General features: G+C 36.9%; 17 protein-coding genes. 2 read left to right on the forward strand and 15 right to left on the reverse strand.

Annotated features, from left to right (window positions below):
- Window positions 1–27 precede the first annotated feature (27 nt).
- The 13 genes from AC58DT_RS00185 to cysQ form a co-directional block, all read right to left on the reverse strand.
- The gene (locus AC58DT_RS00185; RefSeq protein ID WP_497214702.1) at window positions 28–1,125 is read right to left on the reverse strand and encodes a glycosyltransferase; all 1,098 of its coding nucleotides are present in this window, start codon (window positions 1,123–1,125) and stop codon (window positions 28–30) included.
- On the reverse strand, window positions 1,122–2,204 hold the full coding sequence (locus AC58DT_RS00190; protein WP_497214703.1) for a glycosyltransferase: 1,083 nt from the start codon (window positions 2,202–2,204) through the stop codon (window positions 1,122–1,124). The genes AC58DT_RS00185 and AC58DT_RS00190 overlap by 4 nt, the downstream gene beginning before the upstream one ends.
- A gap of 28 nt (window positions 2,205–2,232) precedes the next feature.
- On the reverse strand, window positions 2,233–3,432 hold the full coding sequence (locus tag AC58DT_RS00195) for an O-antigen ligase family protein (RefSeq protein ID WP_497214704.1): 1,200 nt from the start codon (window positions 3,430–3,432) through the stop codon (window positions 2,233–2,235).
- On the reverse strand, window positions 3,429–4,457 hold the full coding sequence (locus AC58DT_RS00200; protein ID WP_497214706.1) for an ATP-grasp domain-containing protein: 1,029 nt from the start codon (window positions 4,455–4,457) through the stop codon (window positions 3,429–3,431). Before AC58DT_RS00200 ends, AC58DT_RS00195 begins: the two co-directional genes overlap by 4 nt.
- On the reverse strand, window positions 4,457–5,362 hold the full coding sequence (locus tag AC58DT_RS00205; protein WP_497214707.1) for a sulfotransferase family protein: 906 nt from the start codon (window positions 5,360–5,362) through the stop codon (window positions 4,457–4,459). Before AC58DT_RS00205 ends, AC58DT_RS00200 begins: the two co-directional genes overlap by 1 nt.
- Window positions 5,363–5,371: 9 nt before the next feature.
- Window positions 5,372–6,289, reverse strand: a complete 918-nt coding sequence (locus AC58DT_RS00210) for a sulfotransferase (RefSeq protein ID WP_497214708.1) — start codon at window positions 6,287–6,289, stop codon at window positions 5,372–5,374.
- Window position 6,290: 1 nt separating this feature from the next.
- Window positions 6,291–7,757 (reverse strand): lipopolysaccharide biosynthesis protein, encoded by a 1,467-nt coding sequence (locus AC58DT_RS00215; protein ID WP_497214709.1) that lies wholly within the window; start codon window positions 7,755–7,757, stop codon window positions 6,291–6,293.
- Between the two features lie 853 nt (window positions 7,758–8,610).
- Window positions 8,611–9,867, reverse strand: a complete 1,257-nt coding sequence (locus AC58DT_RS00220) for a sulfate adenylyltransferase subunit 1 (protein ID WP_497214710.1) — start codon at window positions 9,865–9,867, stop codon at window positions 8,611–8,613.
- Between the two features lie 48 nt (window positions 9,868–9,915).
- Entirely contained in the window at window positions 9,916–10,308 is a 393-nt protein-coding gene (locus AC58DT_RS00225) for a GxxExxY protein (protein ID WP_497214712.1), read from the reverse strand.
- Window positions 10,309–10,355: 47 nt separating this feature from the next.
- Window positions 10,356–11,261, reverse strand: coding sequence for a sulfate adenylyltransferase subunit CysD (cysD, locus tag AC58DT_RS00230; RefSeq protein ID WP_497214713.1), 906 nt, complete (start codon window positions 11,259–11,261; stop codon window positions 10,356–10,358).
- On the reverse strand, window positions 11,254–11,853 hold the full coding sequence (gene cysC / locus AC58DT_RS00235; RefSeq protein ID WP_497214714.1) for an adenylyl-sulfate kinase: 600 nt from the start codon (window positions 11,851–11,853) through the stop codon (window positions 11,254–11,256). Before cysC ends, cysD begins: the two co-directional genes overlap by 8 nt.
- 1 nt (window position 11,854) lies before the next feature.
- Window positions 11,855–12,283, reverse strand: a complete 429-nt coding sequence (locus AC58DT_RS00240; protein ID WP_497214717.1) for a DUF2061 domain-containing protein — start codon at window positions 12,281–12,283, stop codon at window positions 11,855–11,857.
- Complete coding sequence (gene cysQ, locus AC58DT_RS00245; RefSeq protein WP_497214719.1) at window positions 12,280–13,065, reverse strand: 3'(2'),5'-bisphosphate nucleotidase CysQ; 786 nt, start codon at window positions 13,063–13,065, stop codon at window positions 12,280–12,282. The genes AC58DT_RS00240 and cysQ overlap by 4 nt, the downstream gene beginning before the upstream one ends.
- Before the next feature lie 35 nt (window positions 13,066–13,100).
- Between cysQ and AC58DT_RS00250 the strand changes: the two genes are divergently transcribed.
- Window positions 13,101–13,352, forward strand: a complete 252-nt coding sequence (locus AC58DT_RS00250; RefSeq protein ID WP_497214720.1) for a hypothetical protein — start codon at window positions 13,101–13,103, stop codon at window positions 13,350–13,352.
- A 240-nt stretch (window positions 13,353–13,592) separates the two neighbouring features.
- The gene (locus AC58DT_RS00255) at window positions 13,593–14,084 is read left to right on the forward strand and encodes a Dps family protein (protein WP_497214722.1); all 492 of its coding nucleotides are present in this window, start codon (window positions 13,593–13,595) and stop codon (window positions 14,082–14,084) included.
- Window positions 14,085–14,147: 63 nt separating this feature from the next.
- On the opposite strand, the gene AC58DT_RS00260 is transcribed toward AC58DT_RS00255, so the two are convergent.
- Both AC58DT_RS00260 and AC58DT_RS00265 read right to left on the reverse strand, forming a co-directional pair.
- A complete protein-coding gene (locus AC58DT_RS00260) occupies window positions 14,148–17,861 on the reverse strand; it encodes a metallophosphoesterase (protein WP_497214724.1) in 3,714 nt (1,237 codons plus the stop codon).
- A 6-nt stretch (window positions 17,862–17,867) separates the two neighbouring features.
- Complete coding sequence (locus AC58DT_RS00265; protein WP_497214727.1) at window positions 17,868–21,545, reverse strand: phosphoesterase; 3,678 nt, start codon at window positions 21,543–21,545, stop codon at window positions 17,868–17,870.
- Window position 21,546 lies beyond the last annotated feature (1 nt).

Consider the following 21,546-nt stretch of genomic DNA (forward strand, 5'->3'; position numbering starts at 1 on the left):
AAACATTGTGTCAAAAATGTTATGAATCTACGCATTATCGTTACTATCGCCTTCTATTGATTTATAAACTTGTATATAACCGCTTACCATTTTTTCAATATCAAATTCTTTTGCACGGGCATAACACTTTTTTGCGATTGTTTCGTATTCTTCAGGATTATGAAATAGGTTTTCTATTTTTTGTGCAAGTTCTGTATGGTTTCCTTGTTCAAAGAGAATACCATACCCAGAAGCTATTTCCCGCAATCCGGGTACATTGGATGCAATAAAAGGCTTACCTACTGCCATTCCTTCAATGCTGGAAAGCGATAGTCCCTCGTGCTTGGAAGACAGCACTGATGCATCTGCAGTTTTCAACAATCGTGGCACATCGTTCCGCATGCCCAAAAATAAAACCCTATCCATAATTTTTAAATTCTTGGCTAAATCTATGGCCTGTTTTTTTAAGGGACCGTCCCCCACCAATAGCAATTTATATTTTATTGGGAGTTCTTTCATGGCTCTTAGTAAGGTAGGCTGGTCTTTGGGCAGTCTAAAGGAAGAAATCTGAATTAAAATGATGCTTTCTTTATCAAAGAAAGCATTTTTATTATAAGGTGTTGATTCTTCTATTTTTTTTAAATCAATTCCGTTGCAAATCAGGATAAATTTTTCCATTTTTGTCAAGAGGTGTGCTTTTATATTAGCATCTACTTCCTTTGCTATTGTTATAATCTTAGTAATACCTGCATAGATTATTCTATCAGTAATTTTTAAAAACCAATTAGATCTGCGCTTGTTTGACGTACTATGTTCTGTATATATTAATTTCACAGATGAGAACGAAAGCCATTTGGCAATTACAACCCAGTATAATGCCGGAAAGAGATGAATATGGGCAATGCTATATTTTTTTAAATATGGGATTATCTTGAAAATCAATAACGGATTATATACTGAGCGTTTGGTTAAGTAACATATTTGTTCCGCAGGAATGTTTTTCAATTTATCTTTAAGCACATCCGTTTCTTTAAGGGCCAACACTTTCACTGCTATACCTTTTTTTTTGTAAAAAGGCAAACTTTCCAAAAGCAACTGTTCAGCTCCTCCCATATTCAACGATGTAATTATATGTAATACCTTCATTGAAAATTCCTTTCCTTTAAAATGGTTTCAAACCAGTTATTGTAATTGAAATTTTCAAAATAAAAAGGGTCGGGTGATATTTTGAGAATTTCGTTAAGGCCAATTGCAAGGGCTTCAACATTTCCTTTTTCAACGATGATTCCATTTTTACCAGACGTTATAATTCCTTCAAAATCCACACAGTTTGTAGCAAGTACAGGCACTTGCAATGCTAAAGCCTCTAAGATCACATTCGGAAATCCTTCTTTGATTGAAGAAAGCACAAAAGCGTCTGCATTAAAATAATATTTATATGGATTATCTTGAAATCCTTCAAAAAAAACAGCTTTTTCAATGTTCAATTCTGAAACAATATCTATTAAATATTTTTTATAGCCAGCTTCTACGCTCTCATCCCCTAAAATATACAATCTACTTTTATCCTTTTTTTGATAAAACAAAGCAAATGCCTTTATAAGTACATCAAATCCCTTTACTGAATACAATGAACCTGCAGCCACAAAGTTGGTAAAGTCTTGGTCCAATGCAGATTCTACCCTCGAAAGCTTGTTAATTTGTTCAAAATTCACTGGATTCAAAATTGTCAGAACGTTTTCTTTGGGCAATCCAAAATAGTGGATTAGTTCTTTCTTCATTTGGTTTGATTGCGCTATAATAAAGTCACTCCACCGTAATGTCTGTTTTTCAAATTGTCTCAAAGAGACCGCTTTTAGACCTTTTCCCAATTTATTGCTGGGAAGGGAAGGAATCCGTGCAATATTCAAGAATTTTAAACCTCTGGCTTTTTTGAATAGGGTTATGGGCAAGGATATATGTCCGGCTGATGTATATACCAATTCCGGTCTAATCTGTAACAATTTTTTAAAAATTGGGATGAGGGCATTTTTTACGTTCTTCTTTTCAAAGTATGTTATTTTGACTTCATTTTGTATTAGCGAAATATAAGAGGTATTGTTGGTACAGACCCATAGATGTATTTCAAACAAAGAAGCATCCAATGAATTTAAAACATTGAGCATATTGCGCTCGGCTCCTCCTTTTGAGAACTTTGGTGATATAAATACTATTTTAGGCTTCATGGGCTGGAAGAAAATGTTTTTCCTAATTTTATAGTAGAATATTTTTTGAAAATATACGGTTTTGATTTCCCAAACCAAATATGACAGCCGCAAGAATCCAGTACAGTTTCGAATTTATTGCTCCCCCAGACTTGAACACAGATACTATATATACTAACAAAAGGGCGAATAATAATGGGTTTTTAAAGTGTCTATAATATCTTTTTGCGCCTTTATAAAGGGAATAAAAGAATATTAGGTACATACCAAGTGCAATAATTCCCCCGGAAACCATAAAGTAAAGAAAAAGATTGTGTGTATCTTTTATTTCACCATAGCGTGCTACCATTAAAAAATCGTAACCCGTATTACCAACCCCGAAAAAGGGATTTTCATAGAATATTCCCAAAGCGATGTTCCATATATCGCCCCTGCCTCCAATGTTTCCCTCTACAAGTGTTTTTTGTATTCGGTTTTCCATTATGCCAGTTTGCAATACTTGATTCAGTGCAAATGCCAATATCACAATTCCAAAAACCATATAGATTATTTTTTTATCTGTTGTGGTCTTCTTTAAGAAAATCAAAGCCATGGCCCCCGCAAAACTTATTACAAGTGCCCCCCGAGAGCCAGAAAGTGCCAATATTGACAACAGACTGGGGAGCGTCAGTAAAAGCAAGAGGGTTCTTTTTCCAAAGTAATTTGCTTTTTCGTAAACCATAGCAATTACAAATAGAATAGCTACTGCAGCCAAGTTGCCCACATTATTAGGATTTGAACCAAAAAAAGACAATCGGTTCCCAATACCTACGGCCTCTAAGTTTACTTCTATCCCAATCCCCAATGAACTTAATGAGCCCATTAGAAAAACACCTGAGATAAGGGCTAAGAATATTTTCTTTTTTAGTTTAGGATCGTTCAATAAATCATTTGCAACTAAAAAAAACAAAATTATATTCTGGAAAAACGTTATTTCAAAAACCCCGTAAAGACTTCCTGTATGATAATTGAAAATGGCCCTTAGGACCACATACACCCACAATAGCACTAAAATCCTTAAAGGAGAGAAGTTATAAACATAGCCCTGCCTCCGCAATTTGCCGATGCTTGCCACTGAAAATAAAAAATACAATAGCCCAGCCATTTTAGTGATGGTAAAAACATCAGATATACCCAAGGGATCCCAATATTCAAATGGAAGCGAAAAAACGAATAATAAGAGAGAATATAATTTTAGTTTGAGTGTCATTTATTCGCCTTTTCAATGTTTTCCATAATCTCATCAACCATCCACCCATAAGGGTTTATTTTTCCCTTATGAAATTGAAGCTCATCATCCCAGTTGCCCGGACACGCTTCATAGCCTGCTGGAGAAAAACCATAACTGATTTCAACAATCAAAGGATTGTTATTTTGATCGTACACAAAATCAAAAGCACAGCTTTGCATCTTTAACTTTTCTGCTACATCGAAAGACAGTTTCAGTAAGTTTCTATCGAACAAATCCCCACCATAATAAAACTCGCCACTGCCTGAAGCTCTAAAATCACCTTTTCTTACCATTCGCTTCAACGCGAAGGCTTTTTTGTTGATAATTATTATTCTATAGTCAGAATCATTATTGGGTATAAAATCCTGAAAATAAATATACCCCTTTTCCCTTCCAGCTTTTTTCGAATAGTTTGTTGAAAAGACCATTCGTCCAAAAGCTCTTGCTACGGAATAAAAAGGAACTATACCTGAAGTGTATTTATGATAAGTGTCCTTTAAATAACCATAGCCATCAAACTGCTTAAAACCTTTGCCAAAGGCTATGTTAATAAGTTTCTTTGCTTGTTTTTTAGTATTTACCAAACGTACGTTTGAGGAGCCAGCCCCGCTCCTCAACTTGAATACTTTTGGAAATGTTGCTTTCTCAATCCATTGTGCAGCTTCCCGTTTTGAATAAAACACGTAAGAAGGTACCAAAGGTGCCCCAACAGCTTCCAATAAATACTTTTGGCCCACTTTATCATCAAAATGCCAATTGGTATTGAAATTTGGAAAAACGGTAATGCCAGCTTGCTGTAATGAAAATAAAATTCTATCTGCTACCAGTTTGTCAATAAAGCGCCCATGGTGATGATGCCACATTAAGACATCACAATCTGCCAAATTTTCAATAATATCAGAATGATAACAATTAACTATTTTATATGGTATCTTTTTATCATTAAAATATGCAATCCAGCGATCTGAGAAACTTCCCTCTCTATGGTGTACAGCTATTTTCATTATGTCTGGTTTAAACCGTTGGTTGCGATTTGTATTATTCTTTCATCCATTTTCTTTGAAAAATAAGGCTTTGCATTTTTATTGCGATTGTAAATTTTATTTTTCTTCAAAAAATCAGCTATATTTTTGTCCATTTTTAAATCTATAAATTCCAAAATAGTTTCTATCTCGCGCTTTGGAAATTCAATAAAATCTTCATAATTGACAGTATGCACTTTATCTTTAAGTCCAAATTGATTTATTTCGCGGCAATGCATTTCATTTACTTTAAAATATTGCAAAGCGGCAATTAATTCTGGATGTTCCTTATTTTCCGCTGCAAAGGCCAATTCTTTTTCACTGTAAACATTTTTGCCCTGCCACCAAAGTTCGTATTGCCTGTCTTGATAGAATGGCACTTTTAGCAGGGAAAGAATATTTGGCAATGGGTTTCTTTTTATATGCACAAATAATGCATCCGGAAATAAAGCATGAAGATAAGCTAAACGGGATGGCCCAGTTATTTTAAAGCCCAGCCTTTTTTTTCCTTGGTACATTGCTACCCTGTTAAACTTTTTTCTGATCTTCAACTTCTCTTCAACAGGAATTTCCATTTGGTTTAAAAACCCCCTGCCAAAGTCAGTACTGGTTGCGTAATTTAGAAAACTAAAAGCTTCTGCGTTTTTAAAGATATAAGAATTGAAGGAAGAGACCTTGTTCAATTGTTTTTTTTGTCCTTGTATGGTATAGAAGATATTGTCGAACAAATAACGAACGGAATTAGCCAATACAGCCTTAGGGAATTTAGAGTTGTAATTTGAGAGATATGCCAGTTTATGGTGGGACAATATGATGTCCGCAATAATACTGGTGCCAGACCTTCCAAATCCTATAATAATTATTGGTTTGCTTAAATTGTTTGGCATATATAAAAATTAAAGTTTTTGAAGCAAGTCTGAAAAAAATTTAGCTTTTTTGTTGTCCTTATAAAATTTCTTCCACCTATTATCTGGTGTTATTGGTTTTCTTTTATACCTACTTGGGCTACCACTAAGTACATGTAAGGAAGAATTATAAATATTTGTTTCTGTTGGAACTTTAAAATATGGAATATTCAAAAATTGGCAAACGTGAAAAATCTCATTTTTTGGATCTTTAGTTAAATTCAAATAATTTATTTCTTTTGTGTTATTTTTATCATTATTATTCTTTATAAGATTTAATATTAAATTAATATTTCTACGTATTCTATAAGAAGCTAAAATGATTTTATATATTGAGATTTCGTTGGATCCATAAATTTTATTCAATTCCATCATACGGTTTTTTTTGGATAAAGCCACTTCATGTATGTCCCTGTTTATATACAAAAAATAAATAGATCCCTTTTTGTATTTGTTTAAATAATAGGCTTCAAAAGCACTTTTTGAAGAATCAATAATTATTTTTTTTCTAGTTTGTTCCGCTACTGCTTCGTATATTTTCCATCGATTTATGGCCATTATTTTACCCTTTTCAGCCATATTAGTATTTTCCAAAGTCTTTTTTAAGAAAAAAAATTGTTTAATTTTTTTAATAAACTTAAATTTAGGGATAGAAATTTTTGTTTTAAAACTTTCATTGAAATTAATTTTTTCCAGTATTCTTGACCAAAATTTACATTCTTGAACATATTCTCCACAACTACATTTCCAATCAAGACTTTTCCCCGTCCCCTTTTTATAATAGTGGCCATGGAGATGATGCACTTCACCTATAGAAACCGCATCTGGATGCGAGGCAAGTAAATAATCCAAAAGCGTGGAGCCAGAACGGCTATCGCCAATTATGTAAACTACTATTGATGCTTTCATACTATTTCCTTTTAATAAATTTACCAATGAACTTAGTCTGTAATATATGTCTAAACTCCAGATATGGTGCGAGTTTCAAATAATGGACAAGAGTTCCATAGATAAAAAATCCAACCCCAAAGCCAATTATTAATCTTAAAATATCAACCAAATTATGGAAATAGTGATCCATTAACAGGATTCCCGAGCCAATACCTAAGCTCAATAATAGTATGCCGGATATATCAAACAATTGTTGTTTAAAACTGTAGTTTATAAAGCGTCCCGCGATATTGCTAAATAAAACATACGAAAACACCGAACTTGCCGCCTGCACCATTAAAAGTGTCATGATTCCGCCATACCATATTGCAAAAAAAATGGCAACTCCCGTTAAAATTCTTCTTATAAGCTGTAGTCTTAGAAATACATCACTTCTACCCTTTACGTTAACAATATTCAAATTATAGGTGCTCAACGAACCAAATATCGCAACAACGCAGAGCCATTGAAAATAGGGAACCGCGGGCAACCATTTGGCCGTAAAGACAAAGCGGAAAAGAGGTTCTGCCAAAACTCCGGCAAACACATAGATAGGAGTTATCCAAAAAAACACTTGCTGGATTGCCCGCTTGTAGCCTTCCTTCAAAAGTTTATCATCATCCTGAATTGTTGCAAAGGCAGGAAAGGTTACGCTGCTAATCACAGATGAAATGGTATTGGAGGGCGTAGTTGCCAAGTTATTTGAATTTTGATAATACCCAACGCTGCTGATGGGATAAAACTTACCCAGGACCACCAAAAAAATATTGTTGTATAAAGTACCCACTATTTTGGCTATAAACAGTTTTCCACCAAAAGAAAATAGGCTCTTCACGCGTTTTTTATTAAAGGACCGCAAAGGCTTCCACTTGCTGCGAATCCATATTTGTATGGCATATGCAAGGCGCGTAACAACCTGCATAGCAACTATACTCCAAACGCCAAAACCAAAAAAGGCCATTACAATGCTTACAACGCCACCGATAATTGTTGACGGAATATGGACAATCATCAACTTTTTGAACTGAATTTCCTTGGTCAAGCGAGTTTCCTGTACAAAAGAAAAGGCATTTATAACAAATACTAGGGAAAGTACACGCAATAAATCAATTAATAACGGCTGGTCATAAAACGCCGATATTAAAGGGGCACAAAAAAAAAGTATGATGTACAATAAAAGACCTGAAGCTAGATTTAAATAAAATACTGAGGAATAATCTTCCTCGTCAGTATTTTTTTTCTGGATCAGGGCCAAATTAAACCCCCCATCAACAATTGCTTGACTTATCTGTATAAAAATCATTAGCATTCCAACAAGGCCAAAATCTTTTGGGGTGAGCAGTCGTGCCAGCAGAATAACAATAATGAAAGAGAGCCCCCGAGATCCTATCTTTTGCAAAAAAGACCAAAAAATGCCAGAAATAGCCCTATCCTCTAATGTTGTCATTCAGTTATGTAATTATCCAAATAGAAACAATCAAAATTATTTGTTGTTCTACTAGATGAGCTGTATAAATATTAAAAATCTAATTCACCGTAGTGATAAAAGGACGTGACACAGAAAGCAAAGATAGCCAAGACCTATTTCAACAATCTTATTCGTATGGGCGATTTCTTATTTTTTTTTTAAACATGCATTAGAGTACGTTTCAAAAACTTCCCTGTATCATTCGGATTAAATTAAAATTAATGAAAGTCCAAACAGAGTAATTGTTGACATCCAAAAAATTTTAATTCGCAAAGATAATTAACCCATATCGATAAAATACCAATTTTTAACGTTTAAATGACAACAAAGTAGCAGATTGATTAATTATTATTTCCTTGCTCCAATTCCTTAATACTCCGGAATGAAACTCCCATATAATTTTCGTACAAACGATTTCAAAACTTCTATTGACGGAATCGCCATTGTAGTTAGCTCATCTAACAACTTAAAATCATTTTTTTCTAATCGTTACTAATGCCTATTACAACATCCCCAATGCATACCTTATAGCGACCTAATGTATATGTTAATGTACGCTAATGGGTAGTTCAGAGGGGTCGAGAGTATTGCGAATGTATGGTTTAAGCTACGATAATGGTACCCAAAGGCTACCTTTAAGCTACCTCAAGGCTACTTCTAAACCCTAATTCTATCCAAATTTTATATAAATACATGAGTTTTACGCTGTTTTCCTATACTTCGTAAATTTGCTTTTATGCCTTTCTACGTTTATGTGGTCAACCTATATCAGGGACATAAACGAATCACGAATCCACGAATCACAAATCCACGAATAACGAATAACGCCCCCTCAAACAATCATCCCCGCAGCAACAGTCTCGTGTGTTGCATCATCAATCAACACAAAACTTCCTGTAATTCGGTTATCACGATATTCATCAACCATCAGCGGACGCGTAGTCCGGATACTAATACGGGCAATATCGTTCATCTTTAATTCCTTGTCCTCTTCTTCGCGAGCATAAGTGTTAATATCAATTTTATACACCACTTCCTTTATCATCGCTTTTTGTTCGTTAGAGGTGTGAACTATCGTGTATTTAGCTCTAGGCCTAGCGGGTGAATTGTTAAACCAGCAAAGCATAGCGTCAAATTCCTGTAAAGGTTTGGGCTGGTTGTTTTCTTTTACTATCATATCGCCACGGCTAATGTCTATGTCGTCCTTTAAAGTAATTGTGACAGACATTGGCGCAAATACCTCTTCCAAAGAGCCATCCATGGTGTCTATGCTTTTAATTGTTGATGTAAAGCCAGAAGGCAGTATGACCACCTCATCGCCCGGCCTGAAAATACCGCTGGCTACGCGACCTGCGTATCCCCTATAATCTATAAAGCCTTCCCGTTGCGGCCGTAAAACCGTCTGAACCGGAAAACGGGCATCTATTTTATTGATATCACTGCTTATGTGCATTGTTTCCAAAGTGTAAAGCAAAGGAGCTCCTTTATACCAATCCATATTTGTAGAACGGTTTACCACATTGTCTCCATCCAAAGCGCTTATGGGAAGAAACTGAATATCCTTTACATATAGTTTTGATGAAAACTCCTCAAACTGGTTAATGATGTTTTCATAAACCTCTTCTGAATAATCCACCAAATCCATTTTATTGATACAAACGATAATATGCGGAATCTGCAAAAGCGAAGCAATAAAGGCATGGCGCTTGGTTTGTTCAATAACACCGTGACGGGCATCAATTAAAATTAAGGCAGCATTGGCAGTTGAAGCCCCCGTAACCATATTCCGTGTATACTGTATGTGTCCCGGCGTATCCGCGATTATGAATTTACGTTTTGGAGTGGTAAAATACCTATAGGCTACATCAATGGTTATTCCCTGCTCCCGCTCGTCGCGAAGTCCATCTGTAAACAAGGCAAGATCTACACCTTCGTGACCTTTTTTACGGCTTGTATTTGCTACTGCTTCCAATTGGTCTTCAAAAATTGCCTTGCTATCGTAAAGCAATCTCCCTATCAACGTGCTTTTACCATCATCCACACTTCCTGCCGTGGTAAATCTTAGTAGTTGGTTTTTGTCTATTTCCATATCATGACGCAGATTTACGGATTTCGCGGATTTCGCGGATTTTCCGATTCATTTATTTTTGTCTTTCGTATTTATAAATCTTTTCCAAGTTAAACTTGCTTGTCCAAAATTAATCAACAATCCCACCGGAGCATTGATCGATTTTAAATAATTTATGGTTTGGGCTTCTCCTGCTTTGTGAAGAAAAGAAGCCGATTTAATTTCAACTACAATTTTGTCAAAACAGATAAAATCAGCAATAAAATATTTCTGCAATGGTTTTCCTTGATAGTAAACCATAAGCTTTTTCTGTTTTTCAAAAGGAATTTGTTGATTTGTCAATTCGCGTTCAAATGCCTCTTGATAAACCGATTCTAAAAACCCTGCGCCCAAACCTTTATGTACGGCCATGGCCGCCCCAATAATCTTAAAGGTTTCCCGCTCATAAATCAACTTTCCCATATTAAATCAGCGTAATCCGAGTAATCCGCATAATCCGTGTTTAATTTTTAAAAATATCCCTGCCGCTTCCTATCCTCCATAGCCGTCTCACTACGCTTATCATCGCTTCTGTTACCACGCTCCGTTTTTTTCATTGCGGCAACTTCTGCCACGATTTTCTCCAAAGTATCTGCTTCAGATTCAATTCCGCCAGTTATTGTAATGTCCCCAAGAGTTCTAAAGCGAATTTTCTTTGTTTCTATTTTTTCGTTTTCTTCCAACTTTAAAAATTCAGAAACCGGAATCCACGAATCATTTCGCCAAACCACCTCACGTTGGTGTGCCAAATACAGGGAAGGAATTTTAATATCCTCACGCTTTATATAATTCCAAACATCCATTTCAGTCCAATTGCTTATGGGGAATGCGCGGAAATGCTCGCCTTCAAAATGTTTTCCATTTAATAAATTCCAAAGTTCCGGACGTTGGTTTTTTGGATCCCACTGCCCAAAATCGTCACGGTGCGAAAAGAAACGTTCCTTGGCACGGGCTTTCTCCTCATCACGTCTTCCACCACCAATGGCACAATCTATTTTATTACTTTCAATAGCGTCAAGTAATGTTGTGATTTGAAGCGCATTACGTGTTGCGTTTTTTCCTTTTTCTTCAGCAACCCTTCCTGTATCAATTGATTCCTGAACGGAGCCTACAATTAACTGAGCTCCCAATTCTTCTATCAAATCATCTCGAAACTGAATTGTTTCCGGGAAGTTGTGTCCCGTATCTACATGAAGTAGCGCAAATGGAATTTTGGAAGGATAAAAAGCTTTCTTCGCCAAATGCGTTACAAGAATTGAATCTTTACCTCCCGAAAATAAAATCACAGGGTTTTGAAACTGCGCCCATACCTCCCTAAGAATATAGATGGCTTCACTTTCCAATTCGTCCAAATAATTAAGATAATACTTACTCATTTCCTTTCAATTTTTTCTTTATCGCTTTTAAAATAATAGCAACTGCTTCTTCAACAGAGACCTTAGTTGTGTCAATTTCAATATCTGGCACCATCGGGGCTTCATAAGGTGCGTTAACACCTGTGAAATTTTGTATTTCTCCCGCTCTCGCCTTTGCATACAGCCCCTTTACGTCGCGGCGTTCACACTCCTCAATGGGGGTATTCACGAAAACTTCAACAAAATTATCATATCCAACTATACGTTTCACATTCTCACGATCCTCTCTGTAAGGCGAAACGAAAGAAGCGAGCACAACCAAGCCCGCATTAATCATTAAATTGGACACTTCAGCAATTCTTCTAATGTTTTCAGATCTATCTTCGGGTGAAAAGGACAGATTGTTGTTCAAGCCTTTCCTTACGTTGTCACCGTCCAAAAGATAGGTATGTATATTTTGTGAGATAAGTTTCTTTTCCAAATCGTTCGCAATGGTAGATTTTCCAGAACCCGAAAGCCCCGTAAACCAAATAAGAAACGCGCCATGTTTTTTTAAAACACTTCGCTCTGCTTGGGTAATGCTGAAATTATATGGAATTACATTTTCTTCCATGTTATCTTACTCTATTTTTTAATCCATAATTAGTTCTGTACCAAACTCTTTCGTGAAGATAATATAAAATCATTTTCGTTAAAAGTTCCGCAAGACCAATCTTTAGGCCCATTATAGGGTTTCCTGTTATTAACCAAGAAAGCAACATAGTATCTAGCGTTCCTACCCCGCGCCAAGTAAAGGTTTTCAAAACATGCCTTTTTCGGCTTTCGCGGATAATACCTTTTTCTGAAAGATTAATGCTAAACCAAACCCGTTCGTGAAAATAATATAATATCATTTTGGTTATCACCTCGGCAAATCCAATTTTAAGCCCGGTCAGCGGATTTCCGGTAATGAGCCAAGACAACAATATGGTGTCCAGCGTACCGACAATGCGCCAAGTGATAGTTTTGGCTATATGCCTCTTTCGGGATTGGTCCTTCCTCATACCTTTACCAAAAAATAATTGTTCAATAAATTGGGCTTATTGTATTGCATATTATTTCCAGTGGTCTGATCAATTACTGAAACCCCTACAGCATTACAGATTGCATGTCCCGCGGCAGTGTCCCATTCCATAGTTGGGGCAAAACGGGGATAAAGTTGCGCAAGCCCTTCTGCTACCAAACAGAATTTTAACGAACTTCCTTTTGAAACAATTTCTACCTCATTCTGCTTCGCTATTTCTGCAATAAAATTTTTAGTATCTTCATTTAAATGCGAACGGCTGCCCACAATCTTTACTACGGAAGCCTTACTTGGTTTGATTTCTTTAGCGTTTTTTAATATTTCCTCAACCGAATCTTTTTCCGAGGAAATAATTATCTTTTTTGAAGTCTTTCCCTCCGAAGAAGTAAAATACAGTTCTTTTGAAACGGGAACGTAAATTACTCCAAGCACGGGATTGCCATTTTCGACCAAAGCAATGTTTACAGTAAATTCACTATTTCGTTTTATAAATTCCTTGGTGCCATCCAGCGGATCCACAATCCAACAACGGTTCCAGTCTTTCCTTTCCGAATAGTCCAACTGCCTGTTTTCTTCACTTATAATTGGGATTTGGGTAGGTTTCAAATACTCATTTATTACCTCATTTGCATTTTTATCAGCCTGTGTAAGAGGTGAATCATCGTTTTTGTGCTCCACCTCAAAGTTGGTGTCGTAAATCTTAAGAATTTCTGTTCCGGCAGATAAAGCTGCTTTTACCGCTGTTACTAAAAGACTTCGCATAAGTAGGTTTTGTTTCAGGTCGCAAAGGTACTATTTTGAATTTAAAAGGAAGTCGTGAAACTATTGAAATACAAAGCAAACGTTGGTGCCATTGCAAAATCTTTGTAATTTTAAAGAAAAATGTAATTATGGGAGATACTGTTGACGGATTCGGAAAAAATCGCGACCACAACCAATATGGTGAGGTGGAAAAGGATAAGGACGAAATTAAAAAAGACACCAACTTGCCAAAACCGCCAAATAGGGGGAGCGATAGCAATTTAAAGAATAAAAAAGCTTCAGAATAACCTCCTCACGGCTACTCCATAGCAAAGCCATAGCAAAGCCATAGCAAAGCCATAGCAAAGTCATTAAAATGTAAGAAAAACGTCATTTTTTCCTACAAAAAATTCTCGACCTTTTTTTTAAGCAAATCTATGTACCGATTATAAGTATTTCGGAGTTAAAAAAAGGCTAAACTGTCTTTTAAAATTGATTCCTCAAATAAGGTTAGTTATCTTTGAGGGAAACCTATAAAAAACAAAATAATGAGCTATTTAAACCTCGATAAAAAGAAAACTACCACCACTGCAAAAGAATTGAATGTACTACTCGCAGACTACCATTTGTACTACCAAAAACTCAGAAATTTTCACTGGAATGTAATTGGCCATAATTTCTTTGACCTTCACATTAAGTTTGAAGAAATGTACGACGATGCTAAATTGAAAATTGATGAAATTGCTGAGCGAATCTTGACCCTTCGCTTTCAACCCACCAGTAATTTTACTGACTACGTGAAATTGAGCAATATTAAGGAGTCTCCATCTGACACCAAAGATTTAAAGATGGTTGAAATATTGCTGGATGATCATGGAAAACTTCTTAAACAAATGCGCACTGTGGTTGAAAAAGCTGATGCCGCTGGCGATGAAGGTACTATTGATATGATTGGTGGCTTCATTGGCCATATAGAAAAAATAAGTTGGATGCTGGATGCTTGGACAATGAAAACGGGAGAAGGCCATCCGGAAGCTTAAGCTTTATAATTTAAAAACCATGAAGCTTGCCAGATATTTATAGTATTTGGCAAGTTTTTTTGTTTAAAAATCAAATCCCAATCCAAAACTAAGCCTTGTTCCCTCAGTAGAATTGAACAAACTTAGGTTAACATTCGCGCCACCTGGCCCATTTATCCAAAAACCTCCACCTCTGGAATTGTGCCACTTATCTGAACTATCGTCAGCCAACCAGACTCTTCCTAAATCTGCACCTCCATAAATACCAATCTGAAATGGCAACAACCCCACTTTAAACTTAGGAAAACTATATCTCAAATCTGCACTGCCCACCAAAAACGATTTCCCCGTAAAACGCTGCTCCCTATAGCCCCTTAAACCATTGTCGCCTCCCAGATTTGCAGCTTGATAAAATTGGTACTTTTGCCCCATATTCAATTGGTAATTAATATTGGTTTTCAGCACTAAGGTCCTGTTTTTAACTAAAGTATTATAAAACCCGAGTCGTGTTTTTAAAAAGCCAAATACCTCATCCATATCTTCCAGATTATCGGTAACCCCCGCATTAAGATCAAACATCATTCCTATGGTCGGGTTTTGGGGGTCGTCAAAACTTCGGTAATTATAAATTCCTTCAAAGGTGCCGAAGTAGCTTGTTTCTCCTTTATTTTCAACTGCTGCTTCAGAAATAAAATTAGTTGATGAATTTCCCACCTCATAAGCGTCAAAGGTAGTTTGCAACTTGAAAAAGCTACCAAAATTACTATTGCGAAGCAATCCAATATTGCCAGAAATATGCTGCACATCTACCCTATTGTAATCATACCCCTTTTCGTCCTGCAGATTTTGGGTTTCATTTCCAAAGCCAAAAAAATTAACCTTGTAATTTGGACTGGTAAGCCGGGCGCCAAAACTTAGATTTAAATCGTCTTTTATATTTGCAAACTCACCGGAATACGAAAGTTCAAAACTATTGATATCAGTAAAATAGGCTAAGTGTACTATGTGTTTTTGGGAAAATGGATTTCTTTGAAAATTATCTACCCTATAAGCATATTGCAGTGCCGCACGAAAACCGTCGTCGGGATTATACCCAATTGCCGAAACCAATCCTTGTGAACGGTCTATTTGCTTTCGATAATCATAGGTGTTTAGATTGTAGATATCCGTAAAACGTATACTCCCCCCCTTTTTTTCTTCAATTACATTCGGCATACTTTCATAATCGTAAACCTTTAATCTTCTACCTTGTTTTAAACTAAAACTGTCTTTATCCCTTCCTCCAATTATTCGCAAAAAAATAAAATCATCTCCCTCTCCATTTACAATAAACCTATCATTACCATTTAGGCCGTAGATCCATATTTCTTTAGTATCGGTTCTTGAAAATGTTCTATCAATTAAGGTATCAGATTTTATGCCATTAATAGTAGTAAAACTTCTCACATTTGTTCTGCCATCAGCGTGTCTTGTAACTTCAAATAAATCATCATAATCTGTCCCAACAATGGTCTGTAATGTAGAAAGATAGGTGTAGTATTTATCGACAATGGCAACCAGGTTTTTCTTTCGCTCCCTTAATTTTTGTTTTATATCTGCTAAGGATTCATCTTGCACCTCTGCCGGTATATTATTAAAGGCTTTTTCAATGATAGCATCGGTAATGCTATCCTGTATTGATTTTGCCAAATATTTCCATTGTTCGCGACCAGAGTTTTTTAATAACGCCCTATCCAGAATTACCCCTTCTTTATTGAACCATTCCAAATCGTTCAAGTTTTCACCATATACGTGGGTTTGCAGAGACCCGTTAAATAGCGAACGGGTGTAATCGAAAATATTTCCTTCAAAACTTGAAAACGCATTGTCACGGTTGTTAGGTATGGGCACGTAAACGTTTTTCTTGTATCTATTGTAAAATTCTGCCCATTGCCAGTGGTTCGGCTCTCGGTCCCAATCGCCAATTAACATATCGAACAATCGTGATTTTATATAATTTTCTTCATCAACTTGCACATTCCCTGTTTTCCGAAGTTTGATTAAAATATCATCCGTTGTTTCTACATCATCGGGGTATTTGAAAAGACCTTCCCCTTCGCTCTTCTCGGAGGGTTCAATAGAAATCAAATACAAATCATTTCCGAAACTATCATTGTAACCCTCCAAACTTTTCTGCTTGGGAACATAATATAATTGTGGGGTTGTGTAAAATATATTTATTGCCCGGGCCATATCCGGTATTGCCATGATCGCATATGGATGTGAAGCAGTATAAAAATTTGTATTTTGTCCTTTTACGGAAGGGACATCAGACTTTTCAGTATCGGTAGGTTTGTCTTCAGTATCTTCAAAAATGAGTTTTCTTGAAACCTGCAAGGCGTTTTTGCCCATTGCGCGCATACGATATTGGTTGCCATATTTGTCTTCCATTAAAAGTGAATTGTAATCCATTCCTTTATTTTCCTGAATCACTTTTAACCCTCCATACAAAGTATCTAAAGAAGCAACTTGTGCGGTAACTGGCGTTGAGTATGCTTCTTTGTATTTTGCGCCCCAAACCGTTTTAAAAAATAATGCATCATTAATACTGTCTTGCTTATAGATGGGGACTGTATATTGTTGCGGAAATATCTCTGGTAATTCAGAAATATCTTTTTTTACCGGTGCGGAAACAACTTCTTTTTGGAAGATCATTTTCGGCTGAAAGTTTTCACCTTTTACAAAATAACGCACCCAAGAGGAACCATCTTCAAACACATCCAGCACCGCAAAACCTTGCATGCCCGTACTAAAAAAACCGTCTTTTCCTAATGCCGCATACGATTCTTTTGCACCTCCACCAGAAACAATCTGTTTTAGACCATCTTTTTCAATGTATTGCAAATTATGGTCGTGACCGGATACAAAAACCAATCGCTTATTATTTTTAACTAGCTCCTGTAGCCTGTTCATTAAATTATTATAAAGCTCATTGTATCTATCCTGAACCGAAACCCCGCCCTGGGATCGTACCTGTACCACCAAGGAGGAAAGAAGGGGCATCGGTATTTTTTTTTGGAGAGGGTATAGATGCTTTTCAAGCGCAAAATAACCCCCGTGATTACCATTGGTAAACATGGGATGGTGCATGGCGAAGACAATGGTTTTATTTTGGTTTTTCTCCAATTCCAACGCTAGCTCAATAAAGAACTTTTCCCGGGTCTTTATATCGCAATTTTCATTAATTGTGGGGTTTGCGTTCCAATCCTCCAAATACCATTGCGTGTCTATAATGAGCAACTGAATGTTTTTAGAAACGGCTACACTTTCCAGTGGGCATCCATTACTGGGCCTAAACGCATCTTGATCTGGAAATAGCGCTTCCACATAATTTTCTTCACGGGCAACGCCAATTACTCCATTGTTGTACCATTCGTGGTTACCGGGAATAAATATGGTTTGCCCCTTGTAATCCCTAACTGCTTTGTATTGTGCATCAATCATATTCTCAGATTCCTTTCTTCGCGGGTGACCTTCGGGATCCATTCCTGATGGGTAAATATTGTCACCCAGATAAATGGTATAATTGCCCTTTGTCTTTTCGTTTTTAAGATAATTGTTGAAGGTAGCTAGCGCCTCGCTCATCCCACCCATTGGTGAAAGACCTGCATCGCCAACCAAGTAAAAAGTTTTTTCTATTTTTTTTTGCGAAGGATACAATGGCATCGCATCCTTATCCTTAAACTGCGGTGCATACGTAGCACAGGAGGAAATGAAAATCGCAGTAAAAAATAAAAAATAGAACTTTTTAAAAATCATAAAATGTTACATTGAAAAAGCCATACCGAAGGTAAAGCGCAATCCTTCCTCTCCCGTAAAAAGATTGAAGGTACCACTTAAGAGGTCAGCGGTATTAACCCAAAAGCCTCCACCATAGGAGCTATGCAATTCCTCTGAGGTATCATTGGGCACCCAGACCCTTCCCACATCATAACCTCCAAAGACTCCAATCTGTATGGGCAAAAGCGCAGTCTTGAATTTATTGAAACTATATCTAAGGTCTGCTCCGGCAACTGCTGCACTTCGTCCTGTAAAACGTTCATTACGATATGCCCTCAGCCCCATATCACTTCCTATTTGGGCACCTTGATAAAACTCAAAGTTGTTGCCAATATTGAAGTGTCCGCGAACGTCTGTTTTTAGTACCAGTTTTCTGTTGCGCGTCAAGGCATTGTAAAACACTATTTGTGGTTTTACATAACCAAATATTTTTTCGCTATCATCAATATTTTGGGTTCCTCCGGCCACTAATGAAAAATTCATGCCCCGTGTGGGGTTAACCCTATTGTCATAACTTTCGTACTGATACTTTCCTTCTGCGGAAACAAAATACTTGGTTTCGTCAAGCTCGGTGGGCGCGGGAATAACTTCCGTAATGTACCGATCGTTTGTACCTTCCACTTCAATTCCTTCAAAAATAGCCTTGATTTGAAATGTACTTCCGTAAGGGGAATCTTTTGTTACGCCAATAGAGCCCCCGTAGCCACCAATGCGAACGCGATTGTAGTCCATATCAAAGTCAAATTCATATTGTGGGTTAAGGGTTTCATTTCCAAAACCAAAAAAGTTTTCAGAAAAATTGGGGTTTTTAAAATACCCTCCCAACAAGAAATTCCAACTTCCGAAAATATTTGCAAACTCACCTTCGTAATTTATATCAAAACTATTTGTGGCAAAATAATAGCCTGCACTTATGCGGTGCTGCTGCGAGAAGGGGTTTCTTTGGAAGCCATTAAAGGTTAGTAAATACGAAGGACCAATTTTAAAACCATCATCTGGATTGTACCCTACCGTTGGAAGAAACAAATGAATGCTTTGTTTTTGTTTTTTATAATCGTAAGTGTTAAAATCATAATTATCGGTAAACTTAAATGTAGCGCCACCTTTTTCCTCTATTGTATTTTTCTTGCTTTTTTGGTCATAAATTTTCACTTTTCGGCCATTTGCAATTTTATAGGTGTCATTATTTTGCCCTCCTATGATTCTTAAAAATATAGGGCGATCGCCTTTTCCTTTTACTTCGAAAACGTCATCATCATCCAATCCATACACCCAAATTGAATTGGTTTCGTCTGCATAAAAAGTTCTGTCAACCATTAGACCGTCCTTTTTTCCGTCTTTAATACGGTAAGTCTTTATATTGGTTTTTCCCTCTGGCAAACGGGTTATTTCAAAGTAATCATCTTTATCTGTTCCGGTAATTGTTTGGAGTTTTGCAAGATATTCATAATACTCTTCCGCTATTTCAACAAGGTTGTTCCGCCTCCCTTTCAGTTTTTTTATTATTTCCGCAGCAGTTTCATCCTGTACTTCCTTAGGAAGATCGCTGAAAGCCTCTGCAATTACTTCATCGGTAATACTTTGCTGTACAATTGCTGCCTCTTCCAGCCACGCTTGCTTTCCATTGTTCTGAATTAAGGCGTGATCCAGTTTTATACCGGCAGCATTAAACCATTTCGTGTGTTTCAATTCCTCATCGTAAACCTGAAATTGACGTGAAGTACTAAAAACAGTCCTTGCCAAATCAAACAGCCCACCGTCAAAATATGAATAAACCTGATCGCGATCGCGAGGGATAGGTTCAAAAGTCACCGTTCCGTCTTCATTGTCGTGTTGTGTAAAACGCCACTGATCGTTATGACGGTCCCAATCGCCTACAAGCATATCAAAAACACGCGCGCGTATGTACGCCTTTTCGTTTAGTTTGTATTTTTCATCCTCTCGCAATTTTGCCAATAAATCGTCAGTACTTTCCATATCATCGGGATAATTGAAAATAGGTCCCGTAAAAGTTTCATCGGGCCTTTCCACAATCATATAAAGTTCATCTCCATAATCAGCATTAAAATTTCCTAGAGCCTTTTGCTTTGGAACATAAAAAAGCTTTGGTTTGGTATGCAATATAGCTGCGGCTTCTGCCAGCTTAGGTATCGTAAAGGCTCCGTAGGGATGTGCAGCCGTATAAAAGTCGAGAATTAAATCTTCGGGGATGGTATTCAAGAAATCATTTTCTATTTCCTTATCCTTAATAATAACTGTTTGTAAAAATTGTACGGCGCTCTTTTTTAAAGCTCTCATATTATAGGTTCTGCCCTCCTTATCTTCCAAACGCAAAGAGCGGGTTTGATGGCCTCCCCCTGCTCTAATTACCTTTAATCCTCCGTAAAGTGTATCGAGCAGCACTGTTTTTGCCGTAACTCCGGTGCCATACAATTCTCTGTAATGCTCGCCCCATAAAGCTTTGTAAAAACCCGTTTTATCTACCATTTCATCCGTATATACCTGCGATTTTACGGTTTCGGGAAACTTTTCATGCAGGGTTGAAAAATCGTACGTTTCAATAGCGGGGAAAATTTCCTTTTGAAACATCAATTGGTAATTTCCATCGTCTTCAGATTTAAAAAATTCTACTTGGGAAGCGCCATTTTTGCCAACCTCCAGCTTTGCGAAACCTTCGTGTCCATATACAAATTGTCCATACTGACCAAGAGCGGCAGCAGTAGCGCCAGAACCGGCACCAGATACAATTTGTTTTACCGTGCCGTCATCATTGTATTGTAGTGACTCATCATGACCAGAAACAAATACAAGACGATCCAAATCTTTGGTGAGCACTTTCAGACGGCTCATTAAGACGTTATACCGCTCGTTGTATCGGTCTTGCTTAGAGATTGCGCCTTGGATTTTCACTTGTTTTATTAAGGTGCTAAAAAAATCTTTGTGGATTGCGGGATATTTACCGCCGTGCTCGCCATACGTAATCAAAGGGTGGTACATTGCAAAAACAATTGTCTTTGTAGCGTTCTTCTTCAATTCACCTTCTATTTCAATAAACAATTTCTCACGGGTTTTGATATCGCACTTATCGTTCATTTTAGAATTGTTATCCCAATCTTCCAAAAACCATTGGGTATCTAAGACAATCAGATGCACATTATCATTAATATCGATACTTTCCAGAGGACAACCGTTATTTGGCTGTAACACATCGGCATCGTTAAAACGTGCTTTAAGAAAATCCTCTTCAAGTTCTAAGCCGTCCACACCACCTATCCAGTCACGATTACCGGGCAGTACCACAACCTTTCCCTTAAAGTCTTTCAATGCGTCAACCTGCATTTGCATTCCCTTAGTTGCCCGTGCTTTTGCAGCTTCATCCTTTGGCGGCATTCCTGAGGGATAAAAACTATTCCCCAAAAACAATACATAGCTATCTTCAGAATTGTTTTCTGCTATATAATTTTTTAAGGATTGAAGTGATTTCGAAGTATTTTCACTTGATTTTCCAACATTACCTATAAGATAAAAAGTCTTATCTATATTGTTTTTGGAAAGTGGTTTCGGAACTTCTGAATTGGGGTTCTTAAATTGTGGATTGTAGCTTGCACAAGCTGAAAAAAGCGCAGCGGCAACAAAAGTTATAAAGATGTTAATTTTATTCATA

It is taken from the genome of Aequorivita sp. CRS11 (assembly GCF_059693805.1).